Source organism: Pseudomonas sp. REB1044 (assembly GCF_038813925.1).
GTDB lineage: Bacteria > Pseudomonadota > Gammaproteobacteria > Pseudomonadales > Pseudomonadaceae > Aquipseudomonas > Aquipseudomonas boreofloridensis.
On the sequence record NZ_CP046139.1, the window covers coordinates 794411 to 813354 of the forward strand.

At 61.8% G+C, this 18944-nt stretch carries 18 protein-coding genes and 1 other RNA gene; 8 read left to right on the forward strand and 11 right to left on the reverse strand.

All coding sequences use genetic code 11. The features are described from left to right. Positions 1-11: 11 nt before the first annotated feature. The 4 genes from GKC70_RS03730 to GKC70_RS03745 all read right to left on the reverse strand — a co-directional run bounded on the left by GKC70_RS03730 (position 12) and on the right by GKC70_RS03745 (position 3711). Entirely contained in the window at positions 12-1181 is a 1170-nt protein-coding gene (locus tag GKC70_RS03730; RefSeq protein WP_342650483.1) for a DNA methyltransferase, read from the reverse strand. Between the two features lie 291 nt (positions 1182-1472). Beyond that, a complete protein-coding gene (locus GKC70_RS03735; protein WP_342650484.1) occupies positions 1473-2753 on the reverse strand; it encodes an integrase domain-containing protein in 1281 nt (426 codons plus the stop codon). A gap of 182 nt (positions 2754-2935) precedes the next feature. Then, positions 2936-3327: a transfer-messenger RNA gene (gene ssrA, locus GKC70_RS03740) on the reverse strand. Between the two features lie 105 nt (positions 3328-3432). After that, positions 3433-3711 (reverse strand): hypothetical protein, encoded by a 279-nt coding sequence (locus tag GKC70_RS03745; protein WP_342650485.1) that lies wholly within the window; start codon positions 3709-3711, stop codon positions 3433-3435. 354 nt (positions 3712-4065) lie between these two features. Here GKC70_RS03745 and GKC70_RS03750 point away from each other — a divergent pair, with 354 nt between their 5' ends. The 3 genes from GKC70_RS03750 to GKC70_RS03760 are packed head-to-tail and all read left to right on the forward strand — an operon-like array spanning position 4066 to position 6667. Then, positions 4066-5502, forward strand: coding sequence for a cytochrome ubiquinol oxidase subunit I (locus GKC70_RS03750; RefSeq protein ID WP_342650486.1), 1437 nt, complete (start codon positions 4066-4068; stop codon positions 5500-5502). A 3-nt stretch (positions 5503-5505) separates the two neighbouring features. Beyond that, positions 5506-6513: a cytochrome d ubiquinol oxidase subunit II gene (cydB, locus tag GKC70_RS03755; protein WP_342650487.1), complete on the forward strand. Its 1008-nt coding sequence runs from the start codon at positions 5506-5508 to the stop codon at positions 6511-6513. Positions 6514-6526: 13 nt separating this feature from the next. Next, positions 6527-6667: a DUF2474 domain-containing protein gene (locus tag GKC70_RS03760; protein ID WP_037028932.1), complete on the forward strand. Its 141-nt coding sequence runs from the start codon at positions 6527-6529 to the stop codon at positions 6665-6667. 274 nt (positions 6668-6941) lie between these two features. Here the strand turns inward: GKC70_RS03760 and GKC70_RS03765 are convergent, their stop codons facing one another. Together GKC70_RS03765 and GKC70_RS03770 are read right to left on the reverse strand one after the other, a co-directional pair. Next, the gene (locus tag GKC70_RS03765; protein ID WP_342650488.1) at positions 6942-8066 is read right to left on the reverse strand and encodes a methyltransferase; all 1125 of its coding nucleotides are present in this window, start codon (positions 8064-8066) and stop codon (positions 6942-6944) included. A gap of 90 nt (positions 8067-8156) precedes the next feature. Further along, entirely contained in the window at positions 8157-8876 is a 720-nt protein-coding gene (locus GKC70_RS03770; protein WP_342650489.1) for an autoinducer binding domain-containing protein, read from the reverse strand. Positions 8877-9074: 198 nt separating this feature from the next. On the opposite strand from GKC70_RS03770, the gene GKC70_RS03775 reads away from it, so the two are divergent. Continuing rightward, on the forward strand, positions 9075-9851 hold the full coding sequence (locus tag GKC70_RS03775) for a ferredoxin--NADP reductase (protein WP_342650490.1): 777 nt from the start codon (positions 9075-9077) through the stop codon (positions 9849-9851). A gap of 91 nt (positions 9852-9942) precedes the next feature. Here GKC70_RS03775 and mscL read toward each other — a convergent pair whose 3' ends face one another. Then, a complete protein-coding gene (mscL, locus tag GKC70_RS03780) occupies positions 9943-10356 on the reverse strand; it encodes a large-conductance mechanosensitive channel protein MscL (protein ID WP_304485429.1) in 414 nt (137 codons plus the stop codon). Positions 10357-10531: 175 nt separating this feature from the next. On the opposite strand from mscL, the gene radA reads away from it, so the two are divergent. Beyond that, a complete protein-coding gene (radA, locus tag GKC70_RS03785) occupies positions 10532-11899 on the forward strand; it encodes a DNA repair protein RadA (RefSeq protein ID WP_029614776.1) in 1368 nt (455 codons plus the stop codon). A 42-nt stretch (positions 11900-11941) separates the two neighbouring features. Here radA and GKC70_RS03790 read toward each other — a convergent pair whose 3' ends face one another. Both GKC70_RS03790 and GKC70_RS03795 read right to left on the reverse strand, forming a co-directional pair. After that, positions 11942-13459: a nucleobase:cation symporter-2 family protein gene (locus GKC70_RS03790; protein WP_342650491.1), complete on the reverse strand. Its 1518-nt coding sequence runs from the start codon at positions 13457-13459 to the stop codon at positions 11942-11944. A 259-nt stretch (positions 13460-13718) separates the two neighbouring features. Beyond that, complete coding sequence (locus GKC70_RS03795) at positions 13719-14084, reverse strand: PilZ domain-containing protein (RefSeq protein WP_116889222.1); 366 nt, start codon at positions 14082-14084, stop codon at positions 13719-13721. Positions 14085-14234: 150 nt separating this feature from the next. Between GKC70_RS03795 and GKC70_RS03800 the strand changes: the two genes are divergently transcribed. From GKC70_RS03800 to yjiA, 3 genes are all read left to right on the forward strand, one after another. Continuing rightward, positions 14235-16301, forward strand: a complete 2067-nt coding sequence (locus tag GKC70_RS03800; protein ID WP_342650492.1) for a carbon starvation CstA family protein — start codon at positions 14235-14237, stop codon at positions 16299-16301. Positions 16302-16314: 13 nt separating this feature from the next. Further along, entirely contained in the window at positions 16315-16512 is a 198-nt protein-coding gene (locus GKC70_RS03805) for a YbdD/YjiX family protein (RefSeq protein WP_029614786.1), read from the forward strand. Positions 16513-16591: 79 nt separating this feature from the next. After that, positions 16592-17566 carry a GTPase gene (gene yjiA / locus GKC70_RS03810; protein WP_342650493.1) on the forward strand — a complete coding sequence of 325 codons (975 nt, stop codon included), beginning with the start codon at positions 16592-16594 and terminating at the stop codon, positions 17564-17566. Positions 17567-17603: 37 nt separating this feature from the next. Here the strand turns inward: yjiA and GKC70_RS03815 are convergent, their stop codons facing one another. Both GKC70_RS03815 and GKC70_RS03820 read right to left on the reverse strand, forming a co-directional pair. Beyond that, positions 17604-18191, reverse strand: coding sequence for a hypothetical protein (locus tag GKC70_RS03815; protein WP_342650494.1), 588 nt, complete (start codon positions 18189-18191; stop codon positions 17604-17606). 85 nt (positions 18192-18276) lie between these two features. After that, positions 18277-18837 carry a hypothetical protein gene (locus tag GKC70_RS03820; RefSeq protein ID WP_342650495.1) on the reverse strand — a complete coding sequence of 187 codons (561 nt, stop codon included), beginning with the start codon at positions 18835-18837 and terminating at the stop codon, positions 18277-18279. Between the last annotated feature and the right edge of the window lie 107 nt (positions 18838-18944).

An 18944-nucleotide genomic window follows, 5' to 3' on the forward strand; every position in this document is an offset into this window, starting at 1 on the left:
TCAATATCCTATCAATACGGTCTTTTCAGATCCAGCTTCGGAGAAGGCAGTACTTTTGCTGCAGAATTTATTGCGAGCCGCAGCAGATCTACGGCGCTGGAAGGTGCGCTGCTGAGTGCTGATGATAAGGCGTCTACGCCTATGGCTCTGGCTCTATCTTGAGGGATGTAGCCTTTCCCAATACAGTTTAGAACAAGAATATCTTCGTATATCTCTTGGCCAAATCTGTTGGTAAATACCCGCTCCGCCTTATTTGAGAATGTAAATGCATGACTTTCATTGAATAGTCTTGCAATGAGTTTCGAGTTCAAGAAGGAAGTGCCTAGAATGTTTGATTCCCTTCCTACCACCATAACAACAGTGGCGTCTTTTTTGCAAACTCTAGCTAGTTCATCTATTACCATCGCCATGTCAAGGCAATACTGGACTACAGTAAGAAACCGATTTTGGCGATGTTTTCGGTTAGCCCCAATCTCAGATTTCGCAGCGCTCAACGGATTCCAGCCAAGCAGCTCCGTGGCTGGGCGGTAGTTCTGGTGATAGTTGAAGACGTTTATATAAGGGGGGGAGGTAATAACGCCATCAATAGTGTCGGTTTCTAAAGAGGTATGTCTTGCATCTTCTAGTAGACACTCCCCACCGCCTTTGTAAATGCCTACTTCTCGGAGAACCTTTTTTACAGTCGTAGCGCCGTACTGAACATTTTTTTCGTTCAGATCAGCACTATTTTTCATCCCGAGAAGGATGCATGCAATCAAGCACTTTTTTGTATCCTCAAGAATGGATCTAGATGACAATATTCCGCGCACGGAACTTTCAGAATATCCGCAGTTAGAAAGCTCAAGGATTATTCTATCCAGTTCGATACATATGGAGTCGATTCTGGACGATGTAGACCTTGCCAGAGAGGCAAGTGCCGCAAGATGCCATGCTGAAGGGTTAACTTCAGTACCTACTGCCGTGCGCCCTTTGAAAGCGGCTTCATAAATCACAGTGCCACTACCACAAAACGGATCAAAGATATGCTTCGCGTTCGATAGCGCGGTTTCTAAAATGTACTCCACGAACTCCGGAGAGAACTGTCCACGCCAAGGTAGACGACTGACTCTAGATTTTTTTTCAATGTTGAGCCTTGGCTGAAGGAAATCACTATCAGCGGAGATTTTTGTTGCTGAATTCATTGCCATCTCATGCTTAGGGGGCTGCAAATGCAAAGGGTTGTCACAAACGTGATGGCCTGCGGCGTCTGTGTGACGGATTGCCTACGCGGAATCCATCTTACAACCCTGCTGATACCAAGGCTAGCAAGGACTCGCCCAGGCGTATCGCGGGATTGAGTCGATAACCCCCACTCGGTCAGCCACCGGGTGAGTTTTTGTGATCTGTACGACAATTTTCACGGCGAAGGACGTGCGTGTTGGCGCTGGCGGGTGTAAAGCATCTCGAGCTGGGCAATATGCTATCTGCGCATGCTAGTCAACGTTATCAGCGGAAAAATTAGCCGCTGCGAGCGCTGAACTCCCTACCACGTTCATGACTGCGGACATCGAAAGACTCCCGGTAGCGGCGCCCTGGATGTGTTCGCTCCACCATTTCATCATTGGGCGCCTGCGCTCGATGTAGTCAGCCCGGTTATAGGCGCTGCGTACCTCGTCCTTATCAACATGCGCGAGTGCAACCTCGATCAACTCTGGGTCCCAGCCATGCTCGTTCAGTATGGTGCTCGCCATTGACCGCATACCGTGGCTGACTAGACGGCCCGCGAATCCCATCCGCTTAAGCGCCATATTGGCGGTCTGGCTGTTGCAGTGGGTGCGAGGATTTCGATCTGCGGGGAAAACATACTCACGGTGTCCACTGAAAGGCTTGATAGCTTCCAGAAGCTCTAGAGCTTGCTGCGTGAGCGGTATTATATGCGTGCGACGCTTTTTCATCCGCTCCGGTGGAATCGTCCATATCTTCCTTTCGAGGTCGATGTCCGCCCAGCGAGCGGTAGCAGCCTCCGCTGGGCGGGTCATGGTGTGGAGCTGCCACTCAATCAAGCAGCGCGTAGTCCTTTTGATGCTGGCATTGGCGACTGCTAGCATCAGCTCTCTCAGCTCATCTGGCGCGAGTGCTGCCATATTTTGCTTCTTCGGTTTTTTGAAGACAGAGCGGATGCCACTAAGCGGATTTGAAAAAATTAGGCCAGCATTCACCCCGTAAGTCATGATTTCGTTGAGACGCTGGCTAAGTCGCTTAACCGTCTCTAGGCTGCCCTTTGCCTCAAGAGGTCTAAGCAATTTAATCACCGCTGGCGCAGTGATCGCTGAAATCGGCGTTAGCGCTAAGTCGGGAAAGACGTGCAGTGTTAACGAGCGCCAGATGTCTTCAGCGTACGCGGTGGTCACTGAGTCTTTTTTGAGATCAAACCAGGCTGTGGCCACATTTTTGAAGGTATGCTCCGTGGTCGCCTTTAACGTCTGCCGGTCCGCGTCGCGCTTCTCCTTCGGATCGAGGCCTTGGGCAACCAGCTCCCTCCCTTCAACGGTGCGTTTCCGTGCTTGAGCCAGGCTTACCTCGGGGAAGGTGCCCAGGCCCATGTTGACCCGCTTCTTGGTCACCGGGTGAATGTAATTGAAATTCCACAGCTTCGAGCCATTGGCTCTAACCCTCATCTGTAGGCCATCACCATCAGTCAGGATGTAGTCCTTCTCCTTTGGTTTGGCGGCTTTGACCTTCACGTCAGAAAGACGCGCGGCGTGAGCTCCCATGGTGTATTCCGATCAGTTCATGTATTCCAAAAAATAGCAGGCGGGAGCTTGGAATACCACTTGGAATACACGGCTGTGTAGATGGTTATGGACGTTCAAAGACCAATATGGAGCTTAAATCCTTGATTTTACTGAGATTTAGGCACAAAAAAGACGTCCGTGGACGTCTTTAGATGTTGAAGTGGTGGAGCCGGGGGGATTTGAACCCCCGTCCGCCAGTACTCCGCTGTCGGTACTACATGCTTAGCCATCTCAACTGAGTTAATCCGCAGCCGCCCGAGTGGCAGGGTGCTTTGGACGAGTTGGGTAAGTTTTAGTCGCTTTGCCCCCAACGTGCTACACGACGATCCTGTTCTGTATGACAATCACTTCGGGTTTACAGGCATCCCCTGGTGATTGCTGGAGCCGAAGCTACCAGGAGAGCGGGCTCAGCTGCTTACGCAGCGAGAGCGTAGCCCTCGTAGTTTTCGTCATTGGCAACTATAGAAAGTTGCAACAGTGGATTTACGAGTTCTGTTACCAACTCGGCATGCACCTAGAGTTTCGCGACCGGCGTCGAATCCTAATCGGCCCCACACTCAGCTCTAGCTGACGTATCTCACGACACGTGCCGCGCAGTATACGCCTTTACAGGGGCGGCGTCGACAGCGGGTGCCGCCGCCCTTTCCACGGCCCTGAATCAGGCGCCGCTGCTGCCTTTTTCAGTCTTGTTCAGACGCTCCAGCACCTTGTTGGTGATGGTGATGCATTCCTTGGTGTCGCCCTTGGCCTGGGCGGCCTTGGCTTCGTCGATGTGCTTGTTGAGGGCATCGACCAGGCCTTCGGAGGTGGAGCCGGTAGTAGCCATCTGGTTGTCGATCTTCTGCAGGTTGATCGTACACAGGTTGTCGGCAGCGAACACCGGCGAGGCCAGCAGGGTGGCAGCCGCGAATACGGCGGAAAGCGCAGTACCTTTCATGGGTGTCTCCTCGTGAAGGCCGCGGGAAAGTGGGCCTGAAAAGTGGACTCTGGCCTTTGGCCAAGGGTTCCATTGGCGTTGCCGGAGGTTTGCGCACGAAATGTTGCGAAGGTAAAGAGGGTGAGGCAACCGGTCACGCGGCAAACAACCACACAGCCTGTGCTGGCGTTCGGGTCTATGCTTGGCTTCAGTCGTTGATCTGGATCAATCGTTCCAGATGCAACGATATGGCCGACCGGCCAGGTTCCCTGCGATCGAACAGAACAATCCGACAACAGCGCACTCGATCATCTGTAGGGCAGTGAGCGTGCGGGTCACGAGCCCGAACGCCTGATTACCTGAAGAGGAAGCATCATGTTCGGTTTGGAAGCCTTGGAGCTCGCCCGAATCCAGTTTGCGTTTACCGTCTCCTTCCACATTCTGTTCCCGGCCATCACCATTGGTCTGGCGAGCTATCTTGCGGTGCTCGAAGGCCTCTGGCTGAAGACCGACAACCGCGTCTACCGTGACCTCTACCAGTTCTGGTCGAAGATCTTCGCCGTCAACTTCGGCATGGGCGTGGTCTCCGGGCTGGTCATGGCCTATCAGTTCGGCACCAACTGGAGCGGGTTCTCCGATTTCGCCGGTGCCGTCACCGGCCCGCTGCTCACTTACGAAGTGCTCACCGCCTTCTTCCTGGAAGCGGGTTTCCTGGGCGTCATGCTGTTCGGCTGGAACCGCGTGGGCCGGGGGTTGCACTTCTTCGCCACGGTGATGGTGGCGATCGGCACGTTGGTGTCGACCTTCTGGATTCTCGCCTCCAACAGTTGGATGCAGACGCCCCAGGGCCACGAGATCATCGACGGTCGCGTGGTGCCGATGGACTGGTTCCTGGTCATCTTCAACCCGTCGTTCCCCTACCGCCTGATGCACATGGCCACGGCCGCGTTCGTGGCCACGGCGTTCTTCGTCGGTGCGTCGGCGGCCTGGCACCTGCTGCGCGGGCGGGACAACCCGGCGGTGCGCAAGATGCTGTCGATGGCCATGTGGATGGCGTTGATCGTCGCGCCCATCCAGGCGGTGATCGGCGACTTGCATGGCCTGAACACGCTCAAGCACCAGCCGGTGAAGATCGCGGCCATCGAAGGGCACTGGGAGAACACGCCGGGCGAGCCGACGCCGCTGATCCTGTTCGGGCTGCCGGACATGCAGGCCGAGACCACGCGGTTCAAGATCGAGATTCCGGCGCTGGGCAGCTTGATCCTGACCCACAGCCTGGACCAGCAAGTGCCGGCCATGAAGGAGTTCGCGCCTGAGGACCGGCCCAATTCGACCATCGTGTTCTGGTCGTTCCGGGTCATGGTCGGGCTGGGCATGCTGATGATCCTGGTCGGTCTGTGGAGCTTGTGGCTGCGCAAGCGTGGCACCTTGTACAGCTCGCGGCCGTTCCTGTACCTGACGCTGTGGATGGGTCCATCCGGGCTGATCGCCATTCTGGCTGGTTGGTTCACCACGGAGGTGGGGCGTCAGCCGTGGGTGGTGTATGGGCTGATGCGTACCGCCGATGGGGTGTCCAACCACAGTACCCTGCAACTTGGCTTCACCTTGGTGATGTTCGTGGTGGTGTACTTCGCGCTGTTCGGCACCGGCCTGGGCTACATGATGCGCCTGGTGCGCAAGGGCCCGGCCAGCGGCGAGGGCGACAGTCAGCCGCCGGGTGGTCCGGGGCAGCAACGCACGCCGGCGCGGCCGTTGTCCGCCGCCGATGATCGCGGTACGCCGCAGCACGCCAGCCTGAACGAGGGGAACTGAGCCATGGGTATCGATCTGCCACTGATGTGGGCCGTGATCATCATCTTCGGGGTGATGATGTACGTGGTCATGGATGGTTTCGACCTGGGTATCGGCATGCTCTTCCCCTTCGTCAAGGGCGAGCGTGACCGCGATGTGATGATGAACACCGTCGCCCCGGTCTGGGACGGCAACGAGACTTGGCTGGTGCTGGGCGGCGCGGGGTTGTTCGGGGCGTTTCCGCTGGCCTATTCGGTGGTGCTGGAGGCGCTGTACCTGCCGTTGATGCTGATGCTGGTGGGCCTGATCTTCCGGGGTGTGGCCTTCGAGTTCCGCTTCAAGGCCACCGACGACAAGCGTCACCTGTGGGATAAGGCGTTCATTGGCGGTTCGCTGGTGGCGACGTTCTTCCAGGGCGTGGCGCTGGGCGCCTTCATCGAAGGCTTCAAGGTGGTCGATCGGCACTATGCCGGTGGCTCGCTGGACTGGCTGACGCCGTTCAGCCTGTTCAGTGGGGTGGGGTTGATCGTGGCCTACACGCTGCTGGGCTGCACCTGGCTGATCATGAAGACCGAAGGCCCGCTGCAGAAGCAGATGCACGACCTGGCCCGGCCGTTGGCGCTGGTGCTGCTGGTGGTGATCGGCATCGTCAGCCTGTGGACGCCGCTGGCCTACGGGCAGATCGCCGAGCGCTGGTTCAGCATGCCCAACCTGATCTGGTTCATGCCGGTGCCTGTGCTGGTGCTGGTGACCTTCTACGGCTTGCTCAAGGCGGTGGCGCGGCATGCCAACTACCTGCCGTTCCTGCTGACGCTGGTGCTGATCTTCCTGGGCTACAGCGGGCTGGGCATCAGCCTGTGGCCGAACATCATTCCGCCGTCGATCTCCATCTGGGAGGCCGCTGCGCCGCCGCAGAGCCAAGGCTTCATGCTGGTGGGCACGCTGTTCATCCTGCCGCTGATCCTGGGGTACACCTTCTGGAGCTACTACGTGTTCCGCGGCAAGGTGCGCCACGATGACGGGTATCACTGAGGAGGGCAGGGTGATGACGGTCGAAGAGAAGAAGCCGTTATGGCAGCGCTTGGGCTGGTTGGTGCTGATCTGGGCACTGAGCGTCGCGGCACTGGGCGTGGTGGCCTATGGCATGCGCCTGTTCATGAATGCGGCGGGGTTGACCACCCATTGAGTGTGGGGCAGAGCGAGTGATCGCTTGAGATCGCCGGGGCCGCTTTGCGGCCCTTTTCGCGACGCAAGGCCGCTCCCACGCAGCCGGCGCCATGTCAGACAGATTAGGAGATCATCGAGCGCAAGGGGCTAAGGGCGCGACTGTCTTGCTCAATTTCTGGCAGCTCACCGGCCCTTGTGGGAGCGGCCTTGCGTCGCGATGGACCGCGCAGCGGTCCCAGGTTTTCAGCTTCGCCGCACCCATCGCCGGGGCCACTTCCACACATGTCCAGGCGTTACTTGCGCGCTTTGAGCACCACGAACTTGGGCGTCGCGGCCACTTGTTCAACGCCGCGGAACAGCCGCGCCAGTTTGCTGTGATAACCCAGGTGGCGGTTGCCGACGATGTACAGGGCGCCGCCCACCACCAGCGCTTCGCGCGCCTGTTGGAACATGCGCCAGGCGAGGAAATCGCCGACCACCTGCTGCTGGTGGAACGGTGGGTTGCACAGCACCACGTCCAGCGACTGCTTGTCCTGCCCCGCCAGCCCGTCATCCGCACGGATATCCGCCAGCCGTTCGCCCAATGCCGCCTGCCAGTTCTCCCGCGCCGACTGCACGGCCATGTACGACTCATCCACCAGGGTGTGCTGCGCTTGCGGGTTGAGCAGCGCGCTGGCGATGCCCAGCACGCCGTTGCCGCACCCCAGGTCGGCGATACGTGCTTGGCCCAAGTCGCGCGGCAGGTGGGGCAGGAAGGCGCGGGTGCCGATGTCCAGGCCTTCGCGGCAGAACACGTTGGCGTGGTTGAGTAGCTCCAGCGCCGGGCTGTCCAGGCGGTAGCGCGTGGGATAGGGCGACGCGGCCTGTGGGCGTTCGGCGAACGTGGCGGTCAGCAGACGCGCTTTCTTCTGCGCCAGCGACGCCTGCACCGGGCCGATGTAGCGCTCCAGCAAATCGCCCGCCGCGCGCGGCAGGTGCTTGATCATGGCGCCGGCGATCACTTCGGCGCCCGGCGCCAGATGGCCCTGCAAGCGAATCAACTGCTCTTCGAGCAAGGCCAGGGTCTTCGGCACGCGCACCAGCACGCGGTCGAACGGCCCCTGCCAAGCGGCGCTGGCCGGCACGAATGGCACGCTGTCGAAGGGCTTGCCGTTGCGCGCCAGGTTCTTCTCCAGTGCCAGGTGAGCCAGGTGCGAGTCGCCGCTGCTGATCACTTGCACTTGCCCAGCCAGGCTCGCGGCCAGGGCGCCGAAACTGTCGTTGAGAATCAGCACCCGGGCGTCGGCGGCGGGCGCCTGGGTGGCCAGGTGCGAGAGCAGGTATTCGTCGGCGGCGTCGAAGGCCTGTAGCGGGTCGTTGTTCTGCTCCGGCTGGCGGATCAGGTCGAGTTCGGCGAAGGGGCTGGTGAGCAGAGGCATGGGAAACGGGCTCGAAACGGCTGCGCGCGCAGAGATCGTCTGCGTGCTGGAAAGCGCTCGATTCTACAAGGCTTTGCCAGGCAGCGGCAGTCACTTCCAGATCAAACCGCGAGCCGCGGCGACCGCAACGGCAGCGGTCTTGTTGGTGACGCCGAGTTTGGTGATGACGCTGCGGATGTGGAAGTTCACGGTGCTGGGGGAGAGGGAGAGGGAGAGGATGCAGGCGATGTCTGAAGCGGTCTTGCCGTCGGCTGTCCATTTGGTGACTTCGAGTTCGCGCTCTGTCAGCTCATGGGACGGACTTTCCGCTCGGCGGTGGTGCTCGCAGATCAGCTCGTGCAGCACATTGTGCAACCATAAAAGCTGTGCGCTTTTGCTGAGCAGTTCGTGGGCAGAAATACGGCGCTCACTGCGTGCCACGCTCAATTGGCTCTCGTGGTTGTAGCGGTCGTAGAGCGACTGCGTCCAGCCATGACGCAGGCCATGGGTGCAGGCGGCCTCACGAAAATCGGGCACTTCCTCGTACAACTCATCCTCCCACAGCACCGGAACGGCGCTGATGCGGCTGCGGTTGATGGCCGGGTCCTGGAGGATGAAATCGCGGTCGGCGCGAAAGCGCTCGTTCCACGCTTCGGGAAAATTGTTGTACAGGATGGTCTGCGGGTGACGTGCCGGAATGTGCAGATGCAACACCAGCCCGAGGTACACCATGCCCATCTCTTGCGCCAGCAAGATGGCCTGGTCGAACATTCTTTCGGGGTGCCGCTCCCCGAGCAGGGTCTGCAGCTTTTCTTGCTTCCAGTGCGGCATGACGCTACTCCAGTTGGATCCAGGATTGGACTTGCCCACTTGAGTGTAGGAAAAGCTGTAAAAACCGCTGGGAATTTTTGGCTATAGCGACGAAGTGTAGGGTAATTTCTTCCTCATAAGCTATACGCCTACAGCCGCGCGGTGTTTCTTCGCGGCGGTTTGCGAGACACTGGGCGCAATCATTCCAGGAGCCCCCCAATGACCGCCAGCGCCGACAAATACACCTCCCAGACCTTGCTCGATGTGCAGCCACTGACGCCGAACCTGTTCAGTCTGCGGGTCACACGCGATCCGGGCTTTCGTTTCCGCTCGGGCCAGTTCGCGCGTCTGGGGGTGACCAAGGCCGATGGCAGCGTGGTGTGGCGTGCGTACTCGATGGTCAGCGCCCCGCACGACGAGTTTCTGGATTTCTTCTCTATCGTGGTGCCGGATGGCGAATTCACCAGCGAGCTGAGCCGCTTGCAGAAGGGTGACAGCCTGCTGATCGAGCGCCAGGCCTACGGCTACCTGACCCTGGACCGCTTCGTCGATGGCCGCGACCTGTGGCTGCTGGCCACCGGCACCGGCATCGCGCCGTTCGTGTCGATCCTCCAGGACTTCGAGGCCTGGGAGCGCTTCGACACAATCAAACTGGTGTATTCGGTGCGCGAAGCCAAGGAGCTGGCCTACCTGGATCTGATCGCGGGCCTCGAGCAGCGTGAGTACCTGACCGAGTTCGCCGGCAAGCTGCAGTTCATCCCAGTGGTCACCCGCGAATCCCACCCCGGCGCGCTGAACGCGCGTATCACCACGTTGATCGAAACCGGCGAGCTGGAGCGCGCTGCGGGCCTGGAGCTGTCGCCCGAGCACTCGCGCATCATGCTCTGCGGCAACCCGGAGATGATCGACGAGACCCGCAAAGTCCTCAAAGCCCGCGACCTGCAACTGAGCCTCAGCAAACGCCCCGGCCAAGTCGCGGTCGAGACGTACTGGTGAGGGAGCGGCAAGTTGCAGGTAGTTGCAAGCTGCAAGCTACAAGCGGCAAGTAGGAGCGGTGCGGTGCGCGCTCCCGCTTGTCGCTTGCCGCTTATAGCTTGCCGCTGTTGTTCTTGAGGAGGTCGCGGATTTCGGTGAGCAGGGTTTCCTGCGGGGTCGGGGCCGGGGGCACGCTGGGGGCCTTGGCCTCCTCGCGCTTGAGGCGGTTGATCGCTTTGACGCCCATGAAGATGGCGAAGGCGACGATGATGAAGTCGATCACCGTCTGGATGAATTTACCGTAGGCCAGTACCACCGCCGGCACATCGCCTTGGGCGGCTTTGAGGGTGATTGCCAGGTCGCTGAAGTCTACGCCGCCGATCAGCAGGCCCAATGGCGGCATGATCACATCGCCCACGAACGACGAGACGATCTTGCCGAAGGCCGCGCCGATGATGATACCCACCGCCATATCGACGACATTTCCCTTGACCGCGAAGGCCTTGAATTCGTTGAGCACGCCCATGTGTTTTTCCTTTGTAACAAGTGATGAGTAAACGCAGTGTAAGCCACGGAATCGATTCTTGTACTGCGTGGGGTACAGACTGCCATCAGCCTGAATAGTTTTGTCGCTGGCCGTCGCCGCCGAGGCACGCGCGCGTTCGGCTATCATGGCGGTCTTTGCCCAGGAGACTGACCCGATGGCCAAGGCCAAGCGCTTGTATGGCTGCACCGAGTGCGGCGCGACCTTTCCCAAATGGGCCGGCCAGTGCGGCGAGTGCGGCGCCTGGAATACCCTGGTCGAAACCATGATCGAGAGCGGCGCTGCAGCGGCCCCGGCCGGGCGCGCCGGCTGGACCGGGCAGCAGGCGCAGATCAAGACCCTGGCCGAAGTCAGCGTCGAGGAAATCCCGCGTTTCACCACCAGCAGCACGGAACTGGACCGCGTGCTCGGCGGCGGCCTGGTCGACGGCTCGGTGGTGTTGATCGGTGGTGATCCGGGCATCGGCAAGTCCACCATCCTGCTGCAAACCCTGTGCAACATCGCCACCCACATGCCGGCGCTGTACGTCACTGGTGAGGAGTCGCAGCAACAGGTGGCCATGCGCTCGCGGCGCCTGGGGTTGCCCCAGGACCAGCTCAAGGTGATGACCGAGACCTGCATCGAAACTATCATCGCCACCGCTCGCCAGGAAAAGCCGCGGGTGATGGTCATCGACTCGATCCAGACCATCTTCACCGAGCAACTGCAATCGGCGCCCGGCGGCGTGGCCCAGGTGCGCGAGAGCACGGCGCTGCTGGTGCGCTACGCCAAACAGAGCGGCACGGCGATCTTCCTGGTCGGCCACGTCACCAAGGAAGGCTCGCTGGCCGGGCCGCGCGTGCTCGAGCACATGGTCGATACCGTGCTGTATTTCGAAGGCGAATCGGACGGCCGCCTGCGTTTGCTGCGGGCGGTGAAGAACCGCTTCGGCGCGGTCAACGAACTGGGTGTGTTCGGCATGACCGACCGTGGCCTGAAGGAAGTCTCCAATCCCTCGGCGATCTTCCTCAACCGGACCCAGGAGGAAGTGCCCGGCAGCGTGGTGATGGCGACTTGGGAGGGCACCCGACCGATGCTGGTGGAGGTGCAGGCGCTTGTCGACGACAGCCACTTGGCCAACCCGCGCCGGGTCACCCTGGGCCTGGACCAGAACCGCCTGGCCATGTTGCTGGCGGTGCTGCACCGTCACGGTGGCATTCCCACCCACGACCAGGACGTGTTCCTCAACGTGGTCGGCGGGGTCAAGGTGCTGGAGACCGCCTCGGACCTGGCGCTGCTGGCAGCGGTGATGTCCAGCCTGCGCAACCGCCCGCTGGCCCACGGCCTGCTGGTGTTCGGTGAAATCGGTCTGTCCGGCGAGGTGCGCCCGGTGCCCAGTGGCCAGGAGCGCCTGAAGGAAGCGGCCAAGCACGGCTTCAAGCGCGCCATCGTGCCCAAGGGCAATGCCCCCAAGGAAGCGCCGGCTGGACTGCAGGTGATCGCGGTGACGCGACTGGAGCAGGCGCTGGATGCGTTGTTCGAGTGATATTGCGGGCGAGGGCAACTGCCCGTCGACCAGCGGGCGGCTTCAATGCTCCGCCACCACCTTGCGCCGCCGGCCCCGAGCGCCCGGCTCGGCCTCGTTCTTCACCGGCACTTCGTGGCCCTCGGCATCGAACAGCTTGCCGTCCTTGAAGTAGTCGCCGTCACGCAACTGCGAGATGTCCGAGTACTGGATGGTGCGCTCGTAGCCGGCGGCGAACACCGACTGCTGGTCCGAGTTGCCGGTCTTGAGGTGGTTGAAGATCAGGTTGAGCACGATGGCCATGATCGCCGCCGAACTGATGCCAGAGTGGAAGATGGTCTCGAACCAGCCGGGGAACTGGTGGTAGAAGTTTGGCGCGGCGATGGGGATCATGCCGAAGCCCAGCGAGGCGGCGACGATGATCAGGTTGACGTTGTTGGTGTAGCTCACCTTGGACAGGGTACGGATGCCGCTGGCCGCCACCGTGCCGAACAGCACGATGCCGGCGCCGCCCAGCACGGGTGTGGGCACAGCGGCGATCACCCGGCCCATGATCGGCAGCAGACCGAGCACCACCAGGATCAGCCCGCCGGTGGCCACCACATAGCGGCTCTTCACCCCGGTCACCGCCACCAGGCCGACGTTCTGGGCGAACGCGCTCTGGGTGAAGGAGCCGAAGATCGGCGCCAGGATGCTCGAGGCCATGTCCGCGCGCAGGCCGTCGCCCAGGCGCCGGGAATCGACCTTGGTGTCGATGATCTCGCCCACGGCGAGGATGTCCGCCGAGGTTTCCACCAAGGTCACCATGATCACGATGCACATCGACAGGATCGCGGCGATATGGAAGGTCGGCAGGCCGAAGTGGAAGGGCGTGGGGAAGGCCAGCAGCGGGCCGTCGCCCACTTTGCTGAAGTCGGCCATGCCCAGCGCCCAGGCGATCAAGGTGCCGGCGACCATCGCCAGGAGGATCGACAGGCGTGAAATGCTGGCGCTGCCCAGCTTGCTCAACAGCAGCACGATGGCGAAGGTCAGAGCCGCCAGGCCGACGTTGGCCATGCTGCCGAAATCGGCGGCGGCGCTGTTGCCGCCCATCACCCAGCGCGCGGCCACCGGCATCAGGGTCAGGCCGATGGTGGTGATGACGATGCCGGTCACCAGCGGCGGAAAGAAGCGGGTGATGCGCGAGAACACGGGGGTGATCAGCAGGCCGATCAGCGAGGCGGCCATCACCGCGCCGAGCACGGCCGGCATGCCGCCGCCATTCTGGCTGCCGAGGATCGCGCCCATGGTCGCCACGCCGGCGAACGACACCCCTTGCACCAGCGGCAACTGGCAGCCGAAGAACGGCAGGCCGAGGGTCTGCAGCAAGGTTGCCAGGCCACCGGCGAACAGCGAGGCGGCGATCAGCAAGCCAATCTCCGCCGGCGCCAGTCCCGCCGCCTGGCCAAGGATCAGCGGTACGGCGACGATGCCGCCGTACATGGTCAGGACGTGCTGCAGGCCGTAGGCCAGGTTGGCCCCGACGCCGAGGTTTTCGTCCTCGGGGCGCCGGGCGGGAGACGTGCTGTGAGACGTGGTCATGGGAGCAGGCTCTCTGTTTATTGTTGTGCCGCTACTGTAGACAGCTCTTACAAATCATTGCTACATGAATTGTATACAATATTTTGATCAAGCCGCCCCAGGAGCGCCAGGAAGGGGTGCCTAGCGCTAATGCAGAATGCGTTCCAGGTGAGGGAGACGGTGCCAGAGGGGTGTGTACAAAAAACCATACACCCCATTTAAAGCTGTCTGGTTAGGCAGGTTTTGCGACGCGGCTAGATGCTTAGCGAGCTAACAGATTTCAATATTCGATCAGTTCGCGCAGCTCGCGCATCATTTCGGTGCTGTCGGCCAGGTTCAATTCCACAAGTCGGTGCAGGTGGGACATGGATTCCAGGTCGATGTACAGGCAGATGAAACCGAGTCGCTCAGGCTCTTCGTGGCGAAGTTCGACCTGCATCCTCACCTCGGTGGCCTTGTCCAGGTGGATGATGGCTTCGAAATCCTGGCTCAAGTCCGCTTCCCAGGCTTCGGGTCGCTCCACCAGCAGGCCTTTGAGGGAGAGGTCGAGCAGGGTCACCGGCCAACGGCGCTCGCCCTGGCGCAACTCGGTGGGGGCATCGAAGGCGATGCGCTGGAAACGTCGACGCTCGTCATGGTCGCTCATGGGACAGTCCTCGGCGTTCGGCCTGGGGGAAAGTAGAGGGGCGTAATCGGCTCGCAGAGGCTCTAGACCAAAGCAAGTATGGCAATGCGCAATGACTGGCTCTAGACTCGAAAGGCGGTCTCATTCCAATTCACCAGCTGGAAGCCAACCATGAACAACAATAATAGCCTGCTCCGCCACATTCCGTGGCTGGCGCTGGCAATCATAGGAGCCTGCGCGCTGGGTGTGGTCGCCCTGCGTCGCGGTGAAGCGATCAATGCCTTGTGGATCGTGGTCGCGGCAGTGGCCATCTACCTGGTCGCCTACCGTTACTACAGCCTGTTCATCGCCACCAAAGTGATGCAACTCGATCCGCGCCGGGCCACCCCGGCGGTCCTCAACAACGACGGCCTGGACTACGTCCCGACCAACAAACACATCCTCTTCGGTCACCACTTCGCCGCCATCGCGGGCGCCGGTCCCCTGGTCGGCCCGGTCCTGGCCGCGCAGATGGGGTATCTGCCGGGCACCCTGTGGCTGATCGCCGGCGTGGTCCTGGCCGGTGCGGTGCAGGACTTCATGGTGCTGTTCCTGTCCACCCGCCGCAATGGCCGCTCGCTGGGCGACATGGTGCGCGAGGAGATGGGCCGCATCCCCGGCACCATCGCGTTGTTCGGCTGCTTCCTGATCATGATCATCATCCTCGCGGTGCTGGCGCTGATCGTGGTCAAGGCCCTGGCCGAGAGCCCATGGGGCATGTTCACGGTGATGGCGACCATCCCGATCGCCATGTTCATGGGCATCTACATGCGCTACATCCGCCCGGGGCGCATTGGCGAGATCTCGCTGATCGGCGTGGTCCTGCTGCTCACCTCCATCTGGCTGGGCGGTGTGATCGCGGCGGATCCGACCTGGGGTCCGGCGTTCACCTTCACCGGCGTGCAGATCACCTGGATGCTGGTCGGCTACGGTTTCGTCGCTGCCGTGCTGCCGGTGTGGCTGGTGCTGGCGCCGCGTGACTACCTGTCGACCTTCCTCAAGATCGGCACCATCATCGGCCTGGCCATCGGCATTCTGATCATTGCGCCCGAGCTGAAAATGCCGGCCCTGACCCAGTTCACCGACGGCACCGGCCCGGTGTGGAAGGGCACCCTGTTCCCGTTCCTGTTCATCACCATCGCCTGCGGCGCGGTGTCCGGCTTCCATGCCCTGATCAGCTCGGGCACCACGCCCAAGCTGCTGGACAACGAAACCAACGCCCGCTACATCGGCTACGGCGGCATGCTCATGGAGTCGTTCGTGGCGATCATGGCCATGGTCGCGGCGTCGGTCATCGAACCGGGCGTGTACTTCGCCATGAACAGCCCGGCGGCCGTGGTCGGTGGCGACGTGGTGGCGGTGGCGCAGACGGTCAGCAGTTGGGGCTTCACCATCACCCCCGAACAGCTCGAGGCGACCGCCCGTGACATCGGCGAGCACACCATCCTGGCCCGTGCCGGGGGCGCGCCGACATTGGCGGTGGGGATCGCGCAGATCCTGCACCAGGTGCTGCCGGGTGAAAATACCATGGCCTTCTGGTACCACTTCGCGATCCTGTTCGAAGCGCTGTTCATCCTGACCGCCGTGGACGCTGGCACCCGCGCCGGACGCTTCATGCTGCAGGACCTGCTGGGCAGCTTCGTGCCGGCGCTCAAGCGCACCGAGTCGTGGACCGCCAACCTGATCGGCACCGCCGGCTGCGTGGCGCTGTGGGGATACCTGCTGTACCAGGGCGTCATCGATCCGCTGGGCGGCATCAACACGCTGTGGCCGCTGTTCGGCATCTCCAACCAGATGCTGGCAGGTATCGCCTTGATGCTCGGCACCGTGGTGCTGATCAAGATGAAGCGCGAGCGCTACATCTGGGTCACCCTGATGCCGGCGCTGTGGCTGCTGATCTGCACCACCACCGCGGGTCTGATCAAGCTGTTCGACCCGAACCCGGCCGTCGGCTTCCTGGCCCTGGCCAAAAAGTACAGCACCGCGCTGGACGCCGGCCAGGTGCTGGCCCCGGCCAAGGACATCGGGCAGATGCAGCACGTGATCTTCAACGCCTACACCAACGCCGGCCTCACCATCCTGTTCCTGGTGGTGGTGTTCAGCGTGCTGTTCTTCGCCATCAAGGTCGGCATCGCCGCCCTCGGCCGCAAGGAGCGCAGCGACAAGGAAACCCCGTTCCAGGCTCTGCCTGACGCTTGAGAGGACCGCTGCGATGTTCAACGACCTGGGACGACTGGGTAAGTACCTGGGGCAAGCCGCTCGGCTGATGGTCGGCATGCCCGACTACGACAACTATGTCGAGCACATGCAAAAGACCCATCCGGACCAGCCGGTGATGAGCTACGAGGCGTTCTTCCGCGAACGCCAGGAAGCCCGCTACGGTGGCAAGTCCGGGCCCAAGTGCTGTTGAGTCGCTACCCTGCCTGACCCTGTGGGAGCCCGCGCAAGCAGGCTCCCACAGTCTTTTTCGGCTTCAAGGAGGCAAACGCGTGCATACCCCCATTCCCGTTACCGTGCTCACCGGCTTTCTCGGTGCTGGCAAGACCACCCTGCTCAAGCACATGCTCAAGGCCGAGCACGGCCTGAAGATCGCCGTGATCGAGAACGAGTTCAGCGACGCTGGCATCGACAGCCAACTGCTGGGCGACGAACCGGTACAGGTGATGACACTGGCCAACGGCTGCGTGTGCTGCAGCATCCACGGCGACCTGACCCGTGCGCTGTACCTGCTGCTCGAGCGCTTGGACGCGGGCGAAATCGCCTTCGACCGTCTGGTGATCGAGTGCACCGGCCTGGCCGATCCGGCGCCGGTGGCCCAGACCTTCTTCATCGATGAAGAGCTGCGCGATCGCTACATCCTCGACGGCATCATCACCCTGGTCGATGCCAAGCACGCCGAGTTCCACCTGACCCAGGCCATCGCCCAGGCCCAGGTGGGCTTTGCCGACCGCTTGCTGCTGAGCAAGACCGACCTGGTCGAACCGGCGGCGGTGGAGGCGCTGCGTGAGCGGCTGGCGCGCATCAACGGCCGCGCGCAGTTGCGGGTGGTCGAGCAAGGTCGCATCGAATTGGCCGAGTTGCTCGATGTGCGCGGTTTCAACCTCAACCCGGACCTGGGCGCCAGCCTCAAGCCGACGCTGCGCCCCGTGTTGAAGCCCGCCACCCCGGACCGTATCTCCACCCTGGTGCTGCGCAGCGACATGGCGCTGGACATCGACCAGCTCAGCGACTTCATGAATGGGTTGCTCGAAGCGCACGGCAAGCAGTTGCTGCGCTACAAGGGGGTGCTGAACATCGCCGGCGAAGATCGCCGCCTGGTGTTCCAGGGCGTGCTCAAGCTCTACGGTTTCGATTGGGATGCCCCGTGGCAGGACGGCGAGGCACGGGAAAGCGTGATGGTGTTCATCGGCGACGAGCTGCCCCAGGAGAAGATCCGCGAAGGCTTCGCAGCGCTCGGCCGCTGAGGGCTCCGGAGCCGCGAAGCTTGGCTGTCTGGTGCTTTCAGCTAGCGCTGAGCCAGTCGACCTCGCGCTCGAGGATCGTCAGACCGAAGCACGAGGGCTCTGCCTGCGGCAGGCACGCCAGGAAGCCGCCGACCGGGTACAGCAACTGCGTATAGAGGCTGTGCCCGGCTTCGCTGGTCATCGTCACGCGCAGCGTATCGCCGGCCTGCTGGAGCACGTCCAGGGGTGCACCGCCGTTCAGCTCGTCGATCTGCCAGCAGGTCGGATCGTGTCGCTCGACGGGGTTGATCTCCACCAGCCCGGACTGTGCGACGAACACACCCTGGCCATGCAAGACACCGCCGCGTACATAAATCCGGTACCCACGTTCGCTGTCGCGAAAGTACAGCCGCAGCGGCGCGGGCTGCGGGGCCTTTTCGAAGGTGATCAGGCCCATTTCCTGGCCGTGGGCGAAGTCGCTTTCGCTGCCGTCCAGATAGCCCAGTGCCTTGTCGCCATCGACCGTCGTGGCTGGAAGGGTGCCGGGTGTCTCCAGGACAACCGGCCCACGGGTCGATTCGGCAAAGCCGTTCAGGGGCTGCCCATTGAATGACAGGGTGGCGATGAATGAACGCTGCTTGGACATGCGCTTGCTCTCCTAGAAAGGGAGCTGAACGGTACGAAGCGGGGCGTGCGCGGCGAAGTCGGAAGGGGTTCCGTTGACCACTCGCTCACACCTCTTGCGGGCTATCGAGCCACGGCACCTCACGCTCGATGAGGGTCAAGGTCCAGGTGAGCGGCGTGAGGCCTTGGCCGCTGAGGTATTCGAACGCGGAGCTGGGCCGTCGTCGCGGATGGACGTGGCCTTGCTCAGTGCTCAGCACCACCGGGTGCCGAGGCCCGACCCATCGGTCCAGCATCACCGCACCGCCCTGCGGCGTTTGCAGCGTCAGCAGGCAGGGCTCGTGCTGAGTCACCGACCCCAGGCCCAGATGGCCATGCCCGTACAACCGCACGCCCTTGCCGAAGTGCTCGCCGGGAGTGCGCGAGTAGAGGCGGTAGCCGCCCGGACTGTGGCGGAAGTACAGCAGCACCGCGTCGTTGCCGACGCCCGGCTGGCAACTGAGCATCGAGGAGTCATTGCGCACGGTGCTGACCAGTTGCGGCAAGGTCGAGGCGTTGCCGAACCAATTGACCCACGCAGGTTTGCCGAGCAGTGCATCGAGCGTATTAAGGGGGCGATCCTGCAGGTGCAGGGTGGCGAGGAAGGATTGTTGGCGGTGGCTGAGCATGGGGATTGCCTTCGATCATTGGACGCTGGTGCAGCGACCATTCGATCGGGATGCTCAGGCAGGCGGATGCAGGGAGGAAGGGGCGGGCATTGCCCGGATGCGACGAA